The organism is Bradyrhizobium iriomotense (genome assembly GCF_030160715.1).
GTDB lineage: Bacteria > Pseudomonadota > Alphaproteobacteria > Rhizobiales > Xanthobacteraceae > Bradyrhizobium > Bradyrhizobium iriomotense.
Map to the genome: position 1 here is coordinate 283,227 of NZ_BSOW01000004.1, position 19,889 is coordinate 303,115.

At 62.9% G+C, this 19,889-nt stretch carries 20 protein-coding genes, 1 tRNA gene and 1 pseudogene; 14 read left to right on the forward strand and 8 right to left on the reverse strand.

Translation table 11 applies throughout. The features are described from left to right. Positions 1 to 20: 20 nt before the first annotated feature. Positions 21 to 497, reverse strand: coding sequence for an outer membrane protein assembly factor BamE (locus QQL28_RS07965; RefSeq protein WP_284263114.1), 477 nt, complete (start codon positions 495 to 497; stop codon positions 21 to 23). A 98-nt stretch (positions 498 to 595) separates the two neighbouring features. Here QQL28_RS07965 and QQL28_RS07970 point away from each other — a divergent pair, with 98 nt between their 5' ends. From QQL28_RS07970 to QQL28_RS08000, 7 genes are all read left to right on the forward strand, one after another. Then, the gene (locus QQL28_RS07970; protein ID WP_284263116.1) at positions 596 to 1,147 is read left to right on the forward strand and encodes a ubiquinol-cytochrome C chaperone family protein; all 552 of its coding nucleotides are present in this window, start codon (positions 596 to 598) and stop codon (positions 1,145 to 1,147) included. Next, the gene (locus QQL28_RS07975; RefSeq protein WP_284263117.1) at positions 1,144 to 1,719 is read left to right on the forward strand and encodes a YceD family protein; all 576 of its coding nucleotides are present in this window, start codon (positions 1,144 to 1,146) and stop codon (positions 1,717 to 1,719) included. Before QQL28_RS07970 ends, QQL28_RS07975 begins: the two co-directional genes overlap by 4 nt. A 309-nt stretch (positions 1,720 to 2,028) precedes the next feature. Then, positions 2,029 to 3,090, forward strand: coding sequence for a phosphate acyltransferase PlsX (gene plsX / locus QQL28_RS07980; RefSeq protein WP_284263119.1), 1,062 nt, complete (start codon positions 2,029 to 2,031; stop codon positions 3,088 to 3,090). Then, entirely contained in the window at positions 3,087 to 4,064 is a 978-nt protein-coding gene (locus tag QQL28_RS07985; RefSeq protein ID WP_284263122.1) for a beta-ketoacyl-ACP synthase III, read from the forward strand. Before plsX ends, QQL28_RS07985 begins: the two co-directional genes overlap by 4 nt. 135 nt (positions 4,065 to 4,199) lie before the next feature. After that, positions 4,200 to 4,541, forward strand: coding sequence for an integration host factor subunit alpha (locus QQL28_RS07990; RefSeq protein WP_254095658.1), 342 nt, complete (start codon positions 4,200 to 4,202; stop codon positions 4,539 to 4,541). Between the two features lie 24 nt (positions 4,542 to 4,565). Further along, positions 4,566 to 5,135 (forward strand): MerR family transcriptional regulator, encoded by a 570-nt coding sequence (locus QQL28_RS07995; RefSeq protein WP_284263126.1) that lies wholly within the window; start codon positions 4,566 to 4,568, stop codon positions 5,133 to 5,135. A gap of 94 nt (positions 5,136 to 5,229) precedes the next feature. Beyond that, a tRNA-Pro gene (locus tag QQL28_RS08000) sits at positions 5,230 to 5,307 on the forward strand. 269 nt (positions 5,308 to 5,576) lie between these two features. On the opposite strand, the gene QQL28_RS08005 is transcribed toward QQL28_RS08000, so the two are convergent. Both QQL28_RS08005 and QQL28_RS46100 read right to left on the reverse strand, forming a co-directional pair. After that, complete coding sequence (locus QQL28_RS08005) at positions 5,577 to 5,819, reverse strand: hypothetical protein (RefSeq protein WP_284263128.1); 243 nt, start codon at positions 5,817 to 5,819, stop codon at positions 5,577 to 5,579. Positions 5,820 to 6,359: 540 nt separating this feature from the next. Further along, positions 6,360 to 6,464, reverse strand: a pseudogene (locus QQL28_RS46100) (DUF3833 family protein); the annotation flags it as partial. Positions 6,465 to 7,530: 1,066 nt separating this feature from the next. Between QQL28_RS46100 and QQL28_RS08010 the strand changes: the two are divergent. Then, positions 7,531 to 9,072: a glycoside hydrolase family 17 protein gene (locus tag QQL28_RS08010; protein ID WP_284263130.1), complete on the forward strand. Its 1,542-nt coding sequence runs from the start codon at positions 7,531 to 7,533 to the stop codon at positions 9,070 to 9,072. Between the two features lie 156 nt (positions 9,073 to 9,228). Here QQL28_RS08010 and QQL28_RS08015 read toward each other — a convergent pair whose 3' ends face one another. Next, complete coding sequence (locus QQL28_RS08015; RefSeq protein ID WP_284263131.1) at positions 9,229 to 9,468, reverse strand: hypothetical protein; 240 nt, start codon at positions 9,466 to 9,468, stop codon at positions 9,229 to 9,231. 330 nt (positions 9,469 to 9,798) lie between these two features. On the opposite strand from QQL28_RS08015, the gene QQL28_RS08020 reads away from it, so the two are divergent. The 3 genes from QQL28_RS08020 to QQL28_RS08030 all read left to right on the forward strand — a co-directional run bounded on the left by QQL28_RS08020 (position 9,799) and on the right by QQL28_RS08030 (position 13,427). After that, positions 9,799 to 10,707 carry a dihydrodipicolinate synthase family protein gene (locus tag QQL28_RS08020; RefSeq protein ID WP_284263134.1) on the forward strand — a complete coding sequence of 303 codons (909 nt, stop codon included), beginning with the start codon at positions 9,799 to 9,801 and terminating at the stop codon, positions 10,705 to 10,707. 154 nt (positions 10,708 to 10,861) lie between these two features. Next, a complete protein-coding gene (locus QQL28_RS08025; protein ID WP_284263138.1) occupies positions 10,862 to 11,833 on the forward strand; it encodes an SDR family NAD(P)-dependent oxidoreductase in 972 nt (323 codons plus the stop codon). 484 nt (positions 11,834 to 12,317) lie between these two features. Continuing rightward, on the forward strand, positions 12,318 to 13,427 hold the full coding sequence (locus QQL28_RS08030; RefSeq protein ID WP_284263139.1) for an alpha/beta hydrolase family protein: 1,110 nt from the start codon (positions 12,318 to 12,320) through the stop codon (positions 13,425 to 13,427). Positions 13,428 to 13,433: 6 nt separating this feature from the next. On the opposite strand, the gene QQL28_RS08035 is transcribed toward QQL28_RS08030, so the two are convergent. Next, complete coding sequence (locus QQL28_RS08035; RefSeq protein ID WP_284263140.1) at positions 13,434 to 13,940, reverse strand: MarR family winged helix-turn-helix transcriptional regulator; 507 nt, start codon at positions 13,938 to 13,940, stop codon at positions 13,434 to 13,436. Between the two features lie 407 nt (positions 13,941 to 14,347). Here QQL28_RS08035 and QQL28_RS08040 point away from each other — a divergent pair, with 407 nt between their 5' ends. Then, positions 14,348 to 15,829, forward strand: a complete 1,482-nt coding sequence (locus tag QQL28_RS08040; protein ID WP_284263142.1) for a porin — start codon at positions 14,348 to 14,350, stop codon at positions 15,827 to 15,829. A 306-nt stretch (positions 15,830 to 16,135) separates the two neighbouring features. Here QQL28_RS08040 and QQL28_RS08045 read toward each other — a convergent pair whose 3' ends face one another. From QQL28_RS08045 to QQL28_RS08055, 3 genes are all read right to left on the reverse strand, one after another. Further along, positions 16,136 to 16,618 (reverse strand): GcrA family cell cycle regulator, encoded by a 483-nt coding sequence (locus QQL28_RS08045; RefSeq protein WP_284263144.1) that lies wholly within the window; start codon positions 16,616 to 16,618, stop codon positions 16,136 to 16,138. Between the two features lie 71 nt (positions 16,619 to 16,689). Next, on the reverse strand, positions 16,690 to 16,887 hold the full coding sequence (locus tag QQL28_RS08050; RefSeq protein WP_007603456.1) for a hypothetical protein: 198 nt from the start codon (positions 16,885 to 16,887) through the stop codon (positions 16,690 to 16,692). 200 nt (positions 16,888 to 17,087) lie between these two features. After that, entirely contained in the window at positions 17,088 to 18,029 is a 942-nt protein-coding gene (locus QQL28_RS08055; protein ID WP_284263255.1) for an acetamidase/formamidase family protein, read from the reverse strand. Between the two features lie 183 nt (positions 18,030 to 18,212). Here QQL28_RS08055 and QQL28_RS08060 point away from each other — a divergent pair, with 183 nt between their 5' ends. Together QQL28_RS08060 and QQL28_RS08065 are read left to right on the forward strand one after the other, a co-directional pair. Further along, complete coding sequence (locus QQL28_RS08060) at positions 18,213 to 18,980, forward strand: YdcF family protein (RefSeq protein ID WP_284263257.1); 768 nt, start codon at positions 18,213 to 18,215, stop codon at positions 18,978 to 18,980. A 51-nt stretch (positions 18,981 to 19,031) separates the two neighbouring features. Then, the gene (locus QQL28_RS08065) at positions 19,032 to 19,814 is read left to right on the forward strand and encodes a DUF169 domain-containing protein (RefSeq protein WP_284263259.1); all 783 of its coding nucleotides are present in this window, start codon (positions 19,032 to 19,034) and stop codon (positions 19,812 to 19,814) included. Positions 19,815 to 19,889: the final 75 nt, after the last annotated feature.

Sequence of the window (19,889 nt, forward strand, 5' to 3'; positions counted from 1 at the left end):
CACGACGCCGCAGCGTGACCTCAGTTGAAGCTGAGCAGCTTGAACAGCGGCGTGAGGTAGTTGAGCTCCTGACCCGATGTCGGCGTGGTGCGGCTGACGAAGTCGAAGATCTTGCCGTCCTGCAAGCCGTAATTGGCAAGCCGGCGCACGCGCCGGTTCTTGTCGAAGTAGATCGCGATCACGCGCTGGTCGACCACGCTCTGGTTCATGAAGGCGACCGGGCGCTGCGAGCGCTGAGAGATGTAGTAGAACACCTCGCCGTCGAGCGTTGCGACGGTGGAGGGAGTGCCCATCACGATCAGGACCTGATCCTGGCTCGCGCCGAGCGGAATCTGCTCGAGTGCACCGGGCGGCAGGATGTAGCCCTTCTGGAACTGCTCGCCGGTGCAGGCGGCAAGGGCGATGCTGACGAGTGCGGCAGCGGCGACGGCGCGCCAGCGCGTGTAATGGCCGCGCGCCTTGGCTCCGCGGTGGCTGGTCTGGTTCGAATTGGTCATTCTCGGAACTATCCCGTCCCCTTGCGTCGCGCGAGGCGCTGAAGTACCGGGCAGACGCGGCGCGCGCAACCCGTGCGCGCTCGCTTGCGGAACCCACAATGCTCTGGCCGTTCAAACACTTCAGGAAACCCCGGCTAGCCCCGCGCGGCACCATTGAGACCATCTATGGCATGATCGTGACGCAGGCGCGAGAACCCATGTTTTACCGGAACTTGGCCGTCCCGGACACGGTTAACGGCCGATTCGACCTGCTACTTCTGCATTTGTGGCTTCTCCTGCGCCGGCTGCGGGCGGCTTCCGACGGCACCGAGCTGTCCCAGGCGCTGTTCGACCGCTTCTGCGAGGACATGGACGACAATCTGCGGGAGATGGGTATCGGGGATCAGACCGTCCCCAAGCGGATGCGGTCCTTTGGAGAGGCCTTTTATGGCCGGGCCCGGGCCTACGACCAGGCCATGGACGAGGGCGGCGAGGCGCTGGCATCGGCGATCTCCAAGAATATCTTGAATGGGACGGGCAACGCGCAGGCGGAGCGGCTTGCGGCCTATGCCAGGGCCACGGAAGCTGATCTCGCCCGTACCGACCAGGGCGCGCTGCTGCGCGGTTCATTTGCGTTTCCATCGCCGCCAGGGGAGCATGTGGCGCCATGAGCAGACTCAATGCCGGACCCGAGAACGATCCATGGCGCGTGCCTGTGATCGCGGCGCAGATCCCGGACACCGGCCTGCATCGCCAGATCGAGGCATCGAGCCGCGAGCGCGAGGCCATCGCCGAGGTCGCGGGTGTTCGCGAGGTCCTCTCCGCCCAGGCCTCTTTCGACGTGTCTCCGAAGAGCGGCGGCCGGGTGCACGTCACCGGCCACGTCCGGGCACGGATCGGCCAGACCTGCGTGGTGACGCTCGACCCGATCGAGAGCGAGATCGACGAGGAGATCGACCTGATGTTCGCCCCCGAAGCCGAGGCGCGGCGCCTCGCCGACCTCATCGAGGAGGGGCAGGATAGCGACGACACGGAGGCTGCCCCCGAACCGCCGGAGGCGATCATTGCCGGCGTCATCGACCTCGGCCGGCTGGCGACGGAGGCCCTGTTTCTGGGCATCGACCCCTATCCGCGAAAGCCGGGGGCAGTATTCGAGGCGCAGGTGACCGCCCCCGATCCCGAGGATCACCCCTTTGCCGCGCTGAAGGAGGCCCTTCTTCAGGACAAGCCCAAGCGCAAATGAAGGCAAATAACGGTGCATTGCGGGCGGGCTCGCTTTGCGATGCGCATGAATGATTTGCCTCGTCAGGTTGAAGGATTGCTTCATCGAGTTGATTTCATGATGTTTTTCTCGCTGGGACGGGCCCAATCCGTGATCGCCCGGGATGTAAAAGGCTGGGGTCAAGAGGTTGTTTCGACGCGGGGAAACGCTATTGTCGCGGCCCGGTCCGGGTGCGGCGTGGTGCTTGGCCGATCGCTATTGATGATGGCGAACCCACTACGCGGCCCCGCTAGTTTTTAGACCGCACGAGACGAGGTTTCCGGGACGTTCATGCCAAGCAAGGTTCGAATCGCGCTTGACGCCATGGGAGGCGATGTCGGCGCGCCCGTCGTCATTCCTGGCGCGGCCATCTCGCTTGCCCGGCATCGCGATACGGAATTCCTCCTCGTCGGCGACCGCGCCAAGATCGAGCCCGAGCTGGACAAGCATCCGGCGCTGAAGGCGGCCTCCAGGGTCATCCACACCGACGTTGCCGTCAGCATGGAGGACAAGCCGAGCCAGGCGCTGCGGCGCGGCCGCAAGACCTCCTCGATGTGGCTCGCGATCGACGCCGTGAAGAAAGGCGAGGCCGATGTCGCAGTCTCCGCCGGCAACACCGGCGCGCTGATGGCGATGTCGCGCTTCCACCTGCGCACGCTGCCGGGCATCGACCGCCCAGCCATTGCCGGGATGTGGCCGACCAAGCGCGGCGATTCAGTCGTGCTCGACCTCGGCGCCACCATCGGCGGCGATGCGCACCATCTGGTGTCGCTCGCAGTCATGGGCGCAGCGATGGCAAGCGTCTTGTTCAACAAGCCGCGCCCCACGGTCGGCCTGCTCAACATTGGGACCGAGGAGATCAAGGGCCACGAGGAGATCCGCGAGGCCGGCGAAACGCTGCGCGCGATGAACCTGCCGCAGCTCGACTATCTCGGCTTCGTCGAGGGCGACGGCATCGGCAAGGGTCTCGCCGACGTGATCGTGACCGAGGGTTTCAGCGGTAACATCGCGCTCAAGGCCGCTGAGGGAACCGCACGACAGATGGCGGAATTGCTCCGTAACGAGATGCAGCGGAGCTGGATGTCCAAGCTCGGCTACCTCTTCGCGCGCAACGCCTTCCAGGCCCTGCGTGACAAGATGGACCCCAACAAGTCCAACGGCGGCGTGTTCCTCGGATTGAACGGGGTCGTGGTCAAGAGCCATGGCGGAATCAGCGCCGAAGGCTTTGCCTATGCGATCGAGGTTGGCTATGAGATGGTGCATTACGATCTCCTCACCAAGATCAATCAGATGCTCAACCGCGACGGTGGCGCGCTGACTTCAGTGCCGACCGCGCAGGAGGCTGTTTCGTGACTCAAATTCGATCGGTCGTGCTCGGCTGCGGCTCCTATCTGCCGGAGCGGGTTGTGACCAATGCCGAGTTGGCGGCCCGCATCGACACATCGGACGAGTGGATCGTGCAACGCACGGGCATTCGCGAGCGCCACATCGCTGATGACGACGAGTTCACCTCGCACCTTGCGATCAAGGCGGCGCGCGCGGCGCTCGCGCATGCCCGGCTGGATCCGCAGGCGATCGATCTGATCGTGCTCGCGACCTCGACGCCCGACAACACGTTTCCGGCGACCGCAGTCGCTGTTCAGCACGGGCTCGGCATCAACCATGGCGCGGCGTTCGACCTGCAGGCGGTCTGCTCCGGCTTCGTGTTCGCGCTCGCCACTGCCGACAACTTCCTGCGCACGGGCGCCTACAAGCGCGCGCTGGTGATCGGCGCGGAAACCTTCTCGCGCATCCTCGACTGGAACGACCGCGGCACCTGCGTGCTGTTCGGCGACGGCGCCGGCGCCATCGTGCTGGAGGCGCAGACGCAACCGGGCAAGACCTCCGACAGCGGCGTGCTGACCACGCATCTGCGTTCGGACGGCCGACACAAGGCCAAGCTGTTCGTCGATGGCGGTCCCAGTTCGACCAGAACGGTCGGCCACCTGCGCATGGAAGGCAAGGAGGTGTTCAAGCACGCGGTCGGCATGATCACCGACGTGATCGTCGATGCCTTCAACGCCACCGGCATCACCGCCGAGGACATCAACTGGTTCATCCCGCACCAGGCCAACAAGCGAATCATCGATGCGTCCGCCCACAAGCTGCATATTGCGCCGCAGAAGGTGGTGCTGACCGTCGACAAGCACGGCAACACCTCGGCAGCCTCGATTCCGCTGGCGCTGTCGGTCGCTGTGAAGGACGGTCGGGTGAAGAAGGGCGACCTGCTGCTGCTCGAAGCGATGGGGGGCGGCTTCACCTGGGGTTCCGCACTCGTCCGCTGGTAGTGGAGCGCGATCTATAAAATTTTGCCGACATTACGGGCCATTTTGCCGGCTCAAGCGCCGCTGAGCGGGTTGACCGTCGTCTCGTAACCTCATAATTTTAGACGACAATTGTTCGCCGTGATGTGGGGCAGGGCGATGACCGAGACTAGTAAAACCGTAACGCGTGTCGATCTCTGCGAAGCCGTCTACCAAAAGGTCGGCCTGTCGCGGACGGAATCGTCTGCCTTTGTGGAACTCGTGTTGAAGGAGATCACCGATTGCCTCGAGCGGGGCGAGACGGTGAAACTGTCCTCGTTCGGCTCCTTCATGGTGCGTAAGAAGGGCCAGCGTATCGGCCGCAATCCGAAGACCGGTACCGAAGTGCCGATCTCGCCGCGCCGGGTGATGGTGTTCAAGCCGTCCGCCATCCTGAAGCAGCGGATCAACTCGCAACACAAGGCCAATGGCGACGGCAGCAAGACTCAAGCCGAGGCGTAATCGCCTCCGATAAGGAGCCGGCATTTGGACAAGGCGCCGGATGCGTTCCGCACCATCAGCGAAGTAGCGCAGGACTTGGACATCCCGCAGCACGTCCTGCGGTTCTGGGAGACCCGCTTCTCCCAGATCAAGCCGATGAAGCGCAGCGGCGGCCGCCGCTACTACCGCCCCGACGACGTCGACCTGCTCAAGGGTATCCGCCGGCTGCTCTACGGCGAGGGCTATACCATCCGCGGCGTGCAGCGGATCCTGAAAGAACACGGCATCAAGTCGGTCCAGGGGCTCGCCGATTCGTCGGCCGCGGTCTCGTTCGGTGCGATCGAGGACGCGATCGGGCAGAGCCTGATGGAGACCGAGGAGGAACAAGAGGTCCGCGGCGTCGACACCGACGACGACGATTACCAGGGCGAGGAGGAGGAAGGCATCGACTTCCGCTTCGCCGAGATCGACGACGAGGAGGTCCTCACCACCTTCCGCAAGGGCCCGAGCGAGCGGGCCGGCCCGAATCCGGCCGACCGGGAACGGCTGGAGCGGGCGCTCCAGGACCTCGTCGCCTGCCGCGAGCTGCTCGACGAGGCGCTCAAGGCCGGTTGAGCAGGCCCGTTCTCCGATTTGATAGAGATGTTCCCGGTGTGCGGGCGGTCACCGCCTTGCGCAAAGCCCTGATCCTAGCTATGGGAACGGCATTCGGAGCGTGGCGCAGCCCGGTTAGCGCACTAGTCTGGGAGACTAGGGGTCGGAGGTTCAAATCCTCTCGCTCCGACCAAAATTCAGCAATTATTTCAAGGTCGTTTTCGGGCGGTCAGTTGCCAACGGACCGCCCGTTGGCATTCGCCTGCCAAATCCGTTCCGCGGGCGGCCTGCCGGAAAGGCCCGGTTGCTCTCCAGAGCACCACAAGACGACGTTCGGCCGAGGCTTCCGTGACCGGACAACAAAATATGGAAAACAACCCCATGCAAAGGAGCCAGTGATGGCTGCACTTTGTCTGGATCACGGTCTTGCCTGGGGCGAGCCGCGGCCGACGTTTGGATGGCTTACTTTTTCATCGCCATGCAGGGACCATGCTGGCGGGCCGAGCCGCTACCGGACATCGCGCCCGCTGCGTTCATGTTGCTCCCGCCTGTGACTTTTCTGGCTTTGCCCGGGCCGCACTCGACGTACACCACCTGTCCCGCTCCCAATTGTCCGGCGGGCGGTTCGGTCTTCATCACGATTTGCGCGGAAGCAAGTTGTGCGGAAAAGGCCAATACGGTCGTCGTAGCAAGCAACGTCTTCATTGATACCCCCAAAAGGAAACAACGAGAGCATACCTTCCGGGGCACAACCCACAAGTGGCGCCTTGCCAAAACATCCAGTTCAACCTTCTGGGTCCGTGCAGCACGCAAGAGCGCTTTCCGAAGCTACACCGGCGCCTGACGGTGAAGCGTAGAGTCGGTCAGCGCGACCACAAGAGCTCAAATGCAGCATGCAGGAGGAGCAAGGAAACTGGGGCGTTGCTCGATCGCAGGCCGGGGCAACTTGGCGGTGATCCCGTCCGTTGACATCTTCATCATGAATTGCAGGATTGCCGCGTTTCCAACCTGCACGATTTTCCAGGGAAGTCTCATGCGTTCTTGCCGCTGTCCTCGCGACTATCACGTCCAGCCCCGTATGGGGTTTCAACTCTGTCTGTGGCTTCGGCTCTCGGGCTGCATATCGTGATTTTGGCATTCGGTTTGGTCGGCGCAATTCCAGCCGCGGTGTGTTCATGGCTGTCGAATGAACACAAAGGAGCAGTAAATGCGTGAGGGTATGCGCGAGCCTGCGCCGAAGCGTTGGAGCTTCCGATAGGTGACGTGCCTCGTCGCGAACGGGATGCCCGCTCGCCCGGCGCTACCCCGCACGATGCAAGCTCGCTCATCGATCGCACAGAACCAATCGTCGATCGTTCGGGAAGAAACAGCGATCGCCATAGGAAAGCCCATTCGGAAAGCGTCTCACGCAACCAAGTCGCTTTCACCGACGAGGTTCCTGATCAACGCGGAAACAGGCTCGGTTCGGTGCGCTCGACTATCCGCAGCACGCCCTTGCAGGCCGGACATTCATACGATCGAATTTCGTACCGGGCGGCGGCCGGTTCGCTTCCGATGAATGTGCGCGGCTGGTCGCACGTGGTGCAACGTGGCCCTTCGAAGGATCGATTGCGGTTCATTGCAGAACCCAAATCGCAGCGTCAGGAAAGGAAAAAGGGCCGCCCGCAATATACCGGGCGGCCACCGAGTCCAATATCAAGCGGCTGATCTCAGCCCCGGTGCAAGGACTGTAGTCTCGACGCGAGCCTCCAAACGGTTCGGTATCCGACATTTCGAGTTGGAACAGAGTGCGAGTTGCATCTTAGCCACACCATGTCTGTATCAGAGGCTCGTGTTCGGCGTTTCCTGAAGCAATGCCGCCGTACAACAACTGGTTTTGGCCAGGTTTGAGGATCTCTGATCCCGTGCGTTTCCCAGAGGGGTCGCTAAAGCGCGATGAGATCAGGATGAATCGTCATCGCGCTTTAGGTTGTTGTTTGCGCATGATCTTTTCGGAAAACCGCTTCACACTTTTCCGGATCATGCTTTAGTTGCGCTGAGACGAACGCAGGTCCATTGAGAATTGTCGCAACCGCGGTCTGCAGGATCTACCCGCGGAGCAACACTCGCGAAGAGATGTCTCTGCCAAGAACTGCGATCAAGCGCTGGTCGCTGAGTGTCACAAGGGACAAGATGCGACTCCACTCGCCCTGCGGTAGCCTTAAGGCGATCGTCGGAGGTGACTCACCTCTTGCGGCACGGACGATCTAGCGGCACCTTTCACAGGTCAAGTACGTCCGGCAGGCGATGACTTCTTGTTGTTGCCGGGGCAAGGCAGCACACCGGTTGATCGACGATCGCTACCTTGGAGGACTGAACTATTTCGCCTCGCACGCCTCTGGCACTTCTCGCCATATCCCTGGGTGCGATCGCCGCGGTGTGGTGGTGGCTGGCCATACCGATCGACTTGGCGCGCGCGCCAATCGATCCGAATGCCAAACTGCAATGCATATCCTACGCGCCTTTCCGCAACAACCAAACGTCGGAGTCGCCGACACCCGTGCCGCGGGACCAGATCGCGGAAGATCTCGCTCAGCTTGCCAAAATAACCAACTGTATCCGTACCTATGCGACTGATCTTGGTCTCGATCAGATCCCCGAACTTGCGTCCGAGGTGGGGCTGAAAGTCATTCAGGGGATTTGGCTCAGTAAGGACCGGCAGAAGAACGCGACGCAGATATCCACCGGCATACGCCTCGCCCAGCAATATCCGCAAACCATCGCCGCACTCGTGGTCGGCAACGAGGTTCTGTTGCACCGAGAAATGACGGCTTCCGATCTCGCCGCACTCATCCGCTCGGTCAAGGTGCAGGTGCCCGTCCCCGTCACCTATTCCGACGTCTGGGAGTACTGGCTGCGCTATCGGGAACTTCATGATGCCGTCGATTTCGTCACTGTTCATATCCTGCCATATTGGGAGAATGTCCCTATCCCGGCGAAAAATGCCGCTGCTCACGTTGACGCCGTCCGAAAGCAGGTGGCGTCGGCATTTCCGGGCAAGGAAATCCTGATCGGAGAAACGGGTTGGCCGAGTGAGGGGCGGATGCGCGAGTCGGCGCTACCGTCGCGCACCAATCAGGCCCGGGTGATCTCGGAGATCCTCGATCTTGCCCAGCGCGAGAATTTCCGCGTCAACCTGTTCGAGGCCTATGATGAATTGTGGAAGCATGAGTTCGAGGGCACGGTCGGCGGATCTTGGGGCCTCTTCGACTCCGTGCGGCGCACGCTGAAATATCCGCCCGGCATCCCCGTCAGCAATTTTCCGCTCTGGAAGCTGCAAATGAGCAGCGGAATGGCGCTGGCGATCCTGGTATTCGGCGCCGCATGGCTGACCTTGCGCCGCAAGCCCCGGCAGCCCCGGTTCGTCTCATGGTGCGCGGTCGGGATATCGGCAACCACCGCCGGAATCCTGTTTGGGGTGGCCGTCCAAAAGATGTTCCATGAAAGTTACGGAGCGGGTAGCTGGCTTCTGTGGGGCACACTTCTGCTGGCGGCAACTGCTTCGCCGGTGTTCGGCGCCAACGCCCTGATGTTGGGGCGCGCGCCACCCACATTTCTGGAATTGCTGGGTCCGAACGACTACCGTACCCCATCGGTGCTGGCGATCATGCACGGATTGGTCTTGATCGTAACCATCGTGATCGGCACGGAGACCGCGCTCGGCTTTGTGTTCGACCCGCGCGAAAAGGATTTTCCTTTTGCGGCTCTCACCATGGCGGCGGTTCCTTTTGTCGCTGTGACGCTGCTCAACCGCCCCAAGAGCGGAATCCGCCCCATGGCGGAATCGATATTTGCCGGCGTTTTTTTTGTGGCAGCCGTCTATACGGCGCTTAGCGAAGGGCCGGACAATTGGCAGTCGCTGTGGACTTGTGCTGCTTATATTCTGCTTGCGGTTACGCTGTGGCGGGCGCGCGCTTGAGAAAACCTGGCAGGCCACTTCCGTTTTGGTCAAAATGCGACTGAGACCAAGGGGCGGAGGCTCAATTCCTCTCGCTCCGACCATTTTCGCGACGCTTAGCAAGAGGTCGGCCGAAGCCGGTCCTCCGGGCGTTTCCTCCCGTTGCAGGGTTGGGCCTTAGGCGTGGCCCTTGATTTCGTAGTGACCCGGCACGCACTTGTAGCGTTCGACGCGCCAGTTGACGTGATAGATCGGGTGTTCGCCCATCCATTTTGCGAGCTCGGCCTGTGCGCCGACTGCACACTGCATGAGCGAGATTTCTGGCGTCATGTTGCTGTCGGTGACGATTTCCTCGACGCAACTGCCCGAAGCTGTTGCGCCAAGCCGACAGAGCACGGCCACGACCGTAATAAACATGCATTTCACCTCTTTGGTTGTTACTCGCCACGAGGAGATGCAAGTGGAATGCCACGCCGTGTGTCGATCGCGACACGATGGCTTGAGGAATCACCCCAGCTTTCACCCCATTTGACGATTCGGATTGTAAAAAAATTCCCCTCAATCCGAAGCCGGGCAAATACGGGGAACCGGCCGCCGGGACGAATAGAGGCCATGAGCGAATAAGGGGGCTGCGTCCCGGCCGCATCGCTTCCCACCGCGACGTCAACCGCTAGGCTGTGGCATCGCGCGGATACTCGCCGAGAGAGCGGGGCCGCCATCGGGAAGCAGGAAACGCGAGGGCCGCAGATGAAGGTACGTCCGACCGGCGTGATACCGCCGATGACCACGCCATTCCAAGAGAACGGCGAGATCGACTATCAGCTCGTTGCGCCGCAGGTCGAATGGATGATCGCCGCCGGCGCGCATGGCGTTGCAGCCGGCGGCTCGACCGGCGAAGGGCATACGCTCGATCACGAGGAGTATCGCGACCTCGTGGCGGCGACCGTTGAAGCGGTGAAGGGCCGCATTCCCGTAATCGCCGGCATCATCGTGGACTCCACGCGCGATGCGATCCGCCGCGGCAAGCTCGTGCGCGACATGAATGTCGCGGCGCTCCAGGTCACGCCGGTGCATTATCTGTTCAAGCCGGACGACGAGGCGATGGTCGCGCATTTCCGCGCCATGGCTGATGAGACTGGCATGCCGATCATCATCTACAACGTCGTGCCGTGGTCGTATCTCTCGCCGGCGCTGCTCACGCGCATCATGACCGAGGTGCCGCTGGTGGTCGGCGTCAAGCAGAGCGCCGGCGATTTAAAGCTGTTCGCGGACCTCATGATGATGGCGCCGGACAAGCTGATCTACAGCGCCGTCGACGCGCTGATGTATCCGTCCTACACGCTCGGCGCCCATGGCTCGATCGCGGCGATCCTGACCGCGGCCCCGCATGGCTCGGTCGAGCTGTGGAATGCGGTGAAGGCCGGCGACCATCCGCGCGCGCTCGAGCTGCACAAGAAGCTGCTGACGCTGTGGAATGCGGTCATCGCCGACAATCTGCCGGCCTGCACGCGCTACGCGCAGACGCTTCAGGGCCTGCCGAAGACCTGGCCGCGCGCGCCGATGCCGGAGGCTTCGCCCGCGCAGCAGGCCGCGATCCGCAAGGCGCTCGATGGGCTGGGCGTGTTGCACGGACGGCATTTTCAGGCGGCGGAATAGTTCGTCCGCCGCAATAATTCGTCGTCGTTACGCAGTGCGGCCTGCTTTACCGCAGGCGCGGCGCTGCTACACTTTGCGGCGGGCCCGTGCATTGCCCGTGAAGGCCAACAAGACCAACAAACAGACCAATAACAAGGGGAGGGGCTAAAATCCCATGAAGGATTTTTCCGGTAGGATCGCCGTCATCACCGGCGGGGGAACGGGGATGGGGCGCGAGCTCGCGCGCCAGCTCGTCGCCGAGGGCTGCAATGTCGCGATGTGCGACGTCTCGGAAGCCGCGATGGCGGAGACCAGGCGGCTCTGCGAGGTCGAGAAGCTGCCGCAGGGCCTGCGCGTCACCACCCACGTCGCCGACGTCGCGATCGAGGATCACCTCAAGCGGTTTCGCGACGAGCTCGCCGAGCAGCAGAAGACGGACAGGATCCATCTGCTGTTCAACAATGCCGGTATCGGCGGCGGTGGCAGCCTGTTCACCAACACGCGCGAGCAATGGGAGCGCACCTTCAACATCTGCTGGGGCGGCGTCTATCTCGGCGTGCGCACCTTCCTGCCGATGCTGGTTGCGGCCGACGAGGCGCACATCATCAACACCGCGAGCGTCAACGGTTTCTGGGCCTCGATCGGCATGGGGCACGCGCACACCGCCTACAGCTCGGCGAAGTTCGCGGTGAAGGGCTTTACCGAGGCGCTGATCAACGATCTCCGCCTGCACGCGCCGCACGTCAAATGCTCGGTCGTGATGCCCGGTCATATCGGCACCTCGATCGTCTCCAACTCGCGCAAGGTGCAGAGCGGCGACGGCTCCGAGCGCCTCAATGCCGACGAGGTCGTGCTGACCCGCAAGCGCATGGTCGCGGCTGGCGTGCCGGATGCTGACAAGATGTCGGACGAGGATATCCAGGCCGCCTTCGCCGAGCGCGCCCGCAGCTTTCGCGAGGACGCGCCGACGACTGCCGCGCAGGCCGCGAGGATCATCCTGGACGGCGTCAAGGCCGAGAGGTGGCGCATCCTGGTCGGCGAGGACGCCTTGCGCCTCGATCAGCGCGTGCGCGCGACGCCGGAAGAGGCCTATGAGCGCGCCTTCTACGAGAGCTTTGCCCAGGAGGTCGGCTGGCGGCTGGGGTGAGGTGAGGGGGTATCACGCACTCGACGAAGCCGTGGCATCGTTGTGGGCGCATTGTGTATCCGCGTTGCAGCTGTCATGCCCGGCTTGACCGGGGCTCCAGTACGCCGCGGCTTCTCCGTATCATTCGCCGCCTCTGGAATACTGGATCGCCCGGTCGAGGCCGGGCGGTGACAGCGAATGCTTGGGATCAGTGTGCCCCGATCTCGTCGGCGCGTCGTAAGATCGTGTGAAGCGTATCCGGAGTTGCGCGCGCACTGAGGCGATGATCCCGGATTGCGCTTCTGCGAATCGCAGAAATTCGGGGCGACGGTCGCGATAGCGAAGCGACGGAGTGTCACCCACGCAATATCACGCGCTCATTCAAGCGATCTTGATCGCCGGGCGTGCCATTGCGGCGCCGTTTCGGCCGCCGGTAGCTTGGTAGCAGGATCAAAATAAGTTATTCAGTCAATTGTTGAAGATAGCAAATGAAGCCTCGTCTCGCATGATCCCCGCCTGCCTTCCCGACGATTGGGCTTTCTGGCCGGAGCGGGAAGACCTGTCCGCCGAATTCATGCGATTGCTCGCGGCCGCCCAGGAAGGCGGGGCGACGATCGCCGAATGCCTCTTGATCGCGCGACGGATCAGGCGCGGCGACGAGCTATCCTGGCACCGCGAATGGCTGGCGCTTGCGCAGACCAATCGCGAGCGCGGCGACGCGGCGTTCGCCGGCGGCCATATCGCCACCGCCCAGCGCAACTGGCTTCGCGCCATCAGCTATTACAATGCCGCAGCACTTCCGCTCGATGCTACGGATGCGCGGCGCACCGACGCGGTTTTGGCGATGCAGGGCTGTGCGCGCAGCTTCCTCAAGGTGCGCAGTCCCGCAGGCGAGGTCGTCACGCTGCCGTGGCTGAACGGTCATTCGCTCCAGGGCTACTTCGTGCCGGCGCGATCGACGGGCCGGCCGGCGGCAACTGTGGTCTGCATCGGCGAACCCGGGCATCGCAAGGAGGAATTCCTGATCAAGCTCGCGCCATTTGCGCGCGAGCGGGGCCTGTCGATGCTGGCGATCGATCTCTTGGGCGAGCGCAGCGACGATGGCCTCGACGGGATCCTGCGCCGGCGCGATCTCGAGACGTCGATCACCGCGATCATGGACTATCTGTCGTCGCGCGCCGACGTCGATTCTGGTCGCGTCGCCATCCTCGCGGACGGCTGGGGCTCCTCGTTCGTGGCCCGCGCCATCGTGCACGAGCCGCGGCTCGCGGCGGCGGTGTGTGACGGCGGGCTGTGGGATCTGCACGAGCGTGCCTTCCTCGCCAACCGCGTCATGCAGCACGATGCCAGTCTCGTCCCGGGACCCGAGGCCACGCTGATCGCCCGTGACATCGATTGTCCGGTGCTGATCACGCTCGGTGATGACGGCTGGCTGAAGCCGGACCGCGCCCGGCAGATGGTGCAGCAGGTGCGCTCCGCTCGGCCGGACGTGACGCTTCGGGTGTTCACTGCCGAGGAGACCGCTGCGGCGCAGTCGCATGCCGACAACCCGAGCCTTGCCAACGAGTACATCTTCGACTGGCTGGCGTCGCGGCTCGGTGCGCTGCCGGCGTAAGGAGTTTCAGAGATCTAGCGCGACCCGTATGCAGGCCTTTTCGAGGCGGTTCTTGAGGGTGGCGAGCTTCTCGGTGAACGCGGTCAGCTCGTCCTGGTCGAACTCCTCGAACACGTATTCCCGGATCGCCTTGTACTGCTCGGCGAGGCTCGCGAGGTGCTTCTGCGTCTTGTCGGTGAGCGACAGCCGGACCACCCGCGCGTCGGTCGGCGAGGGCTTGCGGCGCAACAGGCCCTTCTTCTCCAAGAGCTTCGACTGGGTCGTGATGAAGGACGGATCGACGTGGAGCAGCTTGGACACCACGTTGACGGGGACGCCGTCGTCCTTGTCGAGGTCGGAGATCGCCATCAGGATCATCCATTGCGGACCGGAGATGCCAAGCGTGCGGGCCCAGACCTGGCGCAGCTCCTCGAGATAGTTGTTGATCGAGGAGATCTCCCACGTGAAGCACTTGATGATGTCCAGATGTCCGACGGCGCGATGACGCGCTCCGTCCTTCCTCGTCGCGGACACGGTTTCCCTCCTCGGTCTGATTCTTGTCACCGACGCCATGGTCCGCCCATTGTTGACGCAAGTCTGCCCTGACGCAAGTGCAGAGCAAGGTAATTATATCACCCATATTACACAGATGACCTGGTCAATCTTTACGGGGCCGCGCTCAGTGTTGCGCCCGGGTCACAGCAGCGGCACTATTATATAGCTGATCTAATAAACTATTTTGATTAGCGAAGTTGCGCATGCATATTCGTCCCCGACGGTTCAGGGGATTCCTCGGCCGTCCCGTTGCAGGTGGTTCGCTCAGGTTGCCCGCGCGAAGGCGCGCGCGTCCAAAGGCGTGAAGCGGCTGAGCGGTTTTCAACGGCGGGGATCGGGGGGCTGATGGCCCACCTCGCCATGATTGAGCAACTTGGAGGTTGAATATGAAATTGGTGAAGAGCCTCTTGCTCGGCTCTGCGGCGGGTCTGATCGCCGTGGGCGGAGCACAGGCGGCCGATCTTCCCGTAAAGGCCAAGGCGGTCGAATACGTGAAGATCTGCTCGCTCTACGGTGCCGGCTTCTACTACATGCCGGGCACTGACACCTGCATCAAGTTCGGTGGTTATCTGCGTGCCGACACTACGGTCGGTGCAGGCGACTATTCGTTCCAGGCAGGCGCGAACCAGGGTTCGAACAACCGTCTGACCAACTACTGGTTCAGCCGCGCTCGTATGGACTTCACCGTCGATACGCGCACTGCGACCGAGTACGGCGTGGTTCGCACCTACGCGGATATGGTGTTCACCTGGACGTCTAACGCAGTCACCGGCAGCAACCCGTCGGCGCAAGGGGCCTCGGACGGTTCCGCCTCGCTCGGCCTCTACCATGCATTCATCCAGTTCGCCGGCTTCACCTTCGGCCGTACGGTCTCGATCTTCGACGCTCCGTGGCAGAGCTATCCGGCGGGTGGTCCCGACCACATTCCGGGCGGCAGCAACAACGTGAACGGCATCAACCAGGTTGCCTATACGGCTGACTTCGGCCAGGGCATCACCGGTTCGGTGGCGTTGCAGGACATGACGACGGCGACAAACGGCCAGTCGAATCTCTGGAACGTGTCGTCGGGTACCGCCGCTCAGTTCGTGACGGGCGTCTACGGTGCCAACGATTGGGGTGGCACGCGTTCTCCCGACATCGTCGGTGCGATCCGCGTCGACCAGGCCTGGGGTCTGGCCCAGATCTCGGTTGCCGCGCATGACATCCATTCCGCTTACTACGGCGCGACCGAGGTGACCGGTCACCCTGGCGACAAGTGGGGCTGGGCTGTTCAGGGTGCGTTGACGATCAAGAACATCCCGACCGGGCCTGGCGACAGCATCAACCTGCAGGCCGTCTACACGGATGGTGCAAGCCGCTACAACTTCCAGAGCCTGTTCCCGCAGAGCTTCTTCATGTTCAGCGGCAGCGGCACCGGCGCGTATCAGAGCACCGGCTTCGCCGGCATTGCTGACGGCGTTTTCGGCACCGGTACTGGCATCGACACCGTCAAGACCTGGGGCTTCCGCGGCGGCTATACCCACAACTGGAGCCCGAACTGGGCGAGCGCCATCTACGGTGGCTATGCTCAGCTGAAGTACGGCGATACGGGCAAGGCCCTGATCTGCACGAACTTCGCTGCGATCGCAGTGGCCGGTTCGACCTGTAACCCGGACTTCAACTTCGCGGTTATCGGTGTGAACACCGTGTGGACCCCGGTCAAGAACCTGGCGTTCACTGCGGATGTGAACTGGACCCATCTGGACCAGAAGTATTCGGGTGCCATCGTGAGCCCGGGCATTGCGGCCGCTGCCAAGCCGGCAGCCGTGTATGAGCTGAAGGACCAGAACTCGGTGAGCGCGCTCTTCCGCGCTCAGCGTAACTTCTAAGATCCGGTCTGTTGGCCTGACAGAGCCCCCGGCGGGAGACCGCCGGGGGCTTTTTCTTGGTCGTTTTTCTTGCTGGTTTTTTCAGCTGCTGGTCTTCGCAAATGAGGCCTTTGGCAAAAGAAACGAAGACGAGCCATGCGATTCATTCGCCCTGATATTTATTTACTTACCTGATTTACTCAGCTATGTTCCGACCCAGCCGAAAGGTTAAACCGACGGCTGTTGAACGAACGGTTCCTGGCTTGATGCTAGGCCTCCAGAACCTCCGGCAGTGCCCTGCCGGAGGTTTTTGGTTTGCACCCTTCGTCAGCCGCGCACGAGGCGCGCGCGCCCGTTCGGCCTGTAGGCGAGGCGCGCGTGGCCCGTGCAATAGGACTGGCCGTCGGGCGAGGCGTTGCCGCAGAAGCAGAAATCGTCCGCGCCCGGTGTCGAGATCGGCCAGCGGCAGCGGTTCTCTGACAATTCGAGCAGCGAGCAGCGGTTGGTCTCGTCGATCGGCGCGTGCGCGAGCGGCGTTTCGGCCTCGTCATAGATCGCGTCGAGCATTTCATATTGCAGCCTGCGAAGGGTCCTCAGGGCGCGCGCGGTGCTCTTATCCACGCTCCGCTCTTCCCGCTTCGGGCCGCGGGTCAGATTGAGGCGGCTGAGCTTGCCGATGACGGCGTTGCGGCTGACGCCGATATCGGCGGCGATCTCGCGGCAGGACAGGCCGGCGTGAAAATGGCTTTTCAAAAGTTCGATGCGCTCGTTGGTCCAGGTCGCAGCGGAAGTCGGTGAAGTAGCAGGCATGTTGTGACGGTCCCAGGTTCTAAAATCGACCACGCCGTCCGAAGCCTTCCGCTTTGCGTGTTCCTTAGGCCTCACGTCCTGCCATTGTCGCGAATCGACAAAAGTCCGTCCTTGATGGCCAGACGGATGCCTTCCTCGATCAATGTCCGCGCGACGCCGGGAACGCTGGTGCCGTGGGTGCCCTGTCTCACCAGTTTTTCGAGATACGTGATGGTCGAGAGCGCCAAGGTTACGGGAATGCGGTCAGTCTCGGCTTTTTCGGTGGCCATGACGCAAACGCTAGCCTCTTACTCGGGTACATAAAAGTAACGATAAAGACTCTATTTAGGTTTGGTCGTAGGAGTCAAATCCGGATCAGGCCGGTGCTTCAGGCCTTTGGAATCACTAGTAAATTTGGCGCACGGCGGCGCGCCGCGCGGCTTTCGCCGGCGACAGAGGTCGGGCTACGAGAGAGGAAAGGCGACGTGCGCTAGCCGTGCACGAGCGATTTCTCGATCATGCAATGGATGCCTTTTGAGCCGTTGACGGTCTGCGTCACCCGCAGATCCGCAGCCAGGCTGCACAGCGTGTAGGCGTCCTCGCGCGAGAGGTTTCGCTTCTCGCCCAGGAGCGTGATCATGTCGCGCAGCGCGCGTACCACGCATTGGTCGAGGTCCGGGTCCATCGCCATGGTCATGTAGTGCGAGGCCGTCTCCGCGCGCGGGTAGGCGAGCTTCATGTCCTTGCGCAGCGTCAGGCGGAAGCGGCCTTGCAGCGCGGTCTCGATCGCGGTGACGCAGACCTCGCCGTCGCCCTGCACGCCATGGCCGTCGCCGCAGGAGAACAGCGCGCCCGGCACGAACACCGGCAGATAGAGCGTGGCGCCCGCACCGAGCTCCTTGTTGTCGAGATTGCCGCCCATCGCGCGCGGGATCAGCGAGGAGATGCGGCCCCAGGCGGGCGGCGGCGCGACGCCCATCACGCCGAAGAACGGCTTGAGCGGCAGGTCGAGGCCCCAGGGCATGCGGCCGACCATCCGCGTCAGATCGAGCGGGATGTTGAGGATGCGCGTCTCGTGGAAATCGTCGGGCAGGGTGCCCGAGAGCGGCTTGATCAGATTCCAGCCCCAATCCTGCCGCGGCGTGACGTCGAGGATATGGACCTCGAGCACGTCGCCGGGCTCGGCGCCGTTCACGGCGATCGGGCCGGTGAGAATGTGGCCGGGCAGCATGCGCTCGGACTTCGCATGAACCTCGAACAGCTCCGGCGGAATATGAAACTGCTTGCGATCGGGCACAACGTCCGGCCCGCCGCTGATGGTGTCGACCGTCACCTCGTCGCCGCTCTCGATGGCAAGGACCGGCTTCAGCTTCGCCTCGAAGAAGCCCCAATGGCAGGTTTCGGGGCTGGATTGCAGGTGGTGATGGGTCATGGGTCAGGTCCAGTCTTTTTCATTCGTTTTCATCGGGACGCGGGCTTGACCCGGCAATCCATCCTCTTTCAAGAAGATTTCTGAAGATGGATCGGGCCGTCAAGGTCCGCGCATCGATAGGCTCGATGGTCCCAAAGCGAGGCTCCCCTGTTATTCGTCCTGTCCAAGACGCTCGGCGTCGCGTTGCTGCCGATCAACTTCCTGGTCGAGCTCGGCATTCTTTCGCTCATTCTGATGGCGACGCGCTTTGCGCGGGCCGGCCGCAGGCTTGCGGTCGCCGTGCTGGTCATCCTGTCGCTGGTGGCGTTTTCTCCGTTGGGCAAGCTCCTGCTGTATCCGCTGGAATCGCGCTTCCCGCAGTGGGATGCCTCGCGCGGTGCGCCCGACGGCATCATCGTGCTCGGCGGCTCCGTCGACCCTGACCTGTCGGCGGCGCATCATACGGCTGTCGTCGCTCATGCGGCCGACCGCATGCTGGCGCCAGCCGCCCTCGCACGGCGCTACCCGAATGCCCGCATCGTCTTCACCGGTGGCACCGCCAATTTGATCTCCACCGATGCCAAGGAGGCCGACTACGCGGCGCCGATCCTGGAGAATCTTGGCATCGCCAAGGAGCGTCTGATCGTGGAGCGCGACTCGCGCAACACCTATGAGAACGCGATCTTCACCAAGCAGCTGGTCGCGCCGAAGCCGGGCGAGCGCTGGCTGCTGGTGACATCGGCATACCACATGCCGCGCTCGATGGGGATCTTCCGCAAGGCCGGGTTCGACGTCGAGGCCTATCCCGTGGACTTTCGGATGGGCGGCCGCGAGGACCTCTTCATCTTCACCAATATGGGCACCGACGGGCTCGTCCGAACCGACCTCGCTATGCGCGAATGGATCGGGCTTCTCGCCTACCGTCTGATGGGCCGCACCGGCGAGTTGCTTCCCGGGCCGGCCAGGGACTAGAACGGACGACAAGAGCGCGGCGCAGGATCGCCGCGCTCCCGGGAGGACGTCATGCAGCAAGACAGCGCTGAGCCGATTGATCTCGCCGGCATCGTGGCCGACCTCAACACCCTGCTGCGGCTGAAGACGACAGTGATCGGCATGAAGCTGTTTGCGCGCGTTGCGGACATGGAGGCGATTCCGAAGATCCGGCGGCCGAGCGCCGTTCACACCACCGACCAGATCGTCAGCATGGCCTCGCGGCTCGGCTGGACCGTCGGCATCACCGCCGACGATCTCGTAGGCAACCAATGCCGCGCGGTGATCGGGCTGGCGCCGCAGGATGAGAAATGGCTTGCGGGCGAGAGCTATGTCGGCGTGTGGCATGGCACGGCCGAGGACGCGCGCAAGCGCCAGGAGGCGCTCGACGTAGTGCCGTTCGGACAATACCAGGCGCTTGCGGTGAGCCCGCTCGTGAGCGGCCGGCTCGATCCGCCCGACATCTGTCTCGTCTACGCGACGCCGGGGCAGATGATCATCCTGATCAACGGGCTGCAATATACCGGCTACAAGAAGTTCGAATGGGGCGTGGTCGGCGAGACCGCCTGCGCGGATTCCTGGGGGCGGGCGCTGAAAACCGGCGAGCCCAGCCTGTCCTTGCCATGCTATGCCGAACGGCGCTATGGCGGCGTGCCGGACGAGGAGATGCTGATGGCGCTGAGCCCGGCGCATCTCGCCAAGGCGATCACGGGCATGAAGGCGCTGGCGAAAAACGGCCTGCGTTATCCGATCCCGCCCTATGGAATTCAAAGCGACGTCCGTGCCGGCATGGGCGTGAGTTACGGAAAGAAGTAGACGTCGTCATTGCGAGGAGTGAAGCGACGAAGCAATCCAGGAAGTCGCCTGGTCAAGATCTGGATTGCTTCGCTT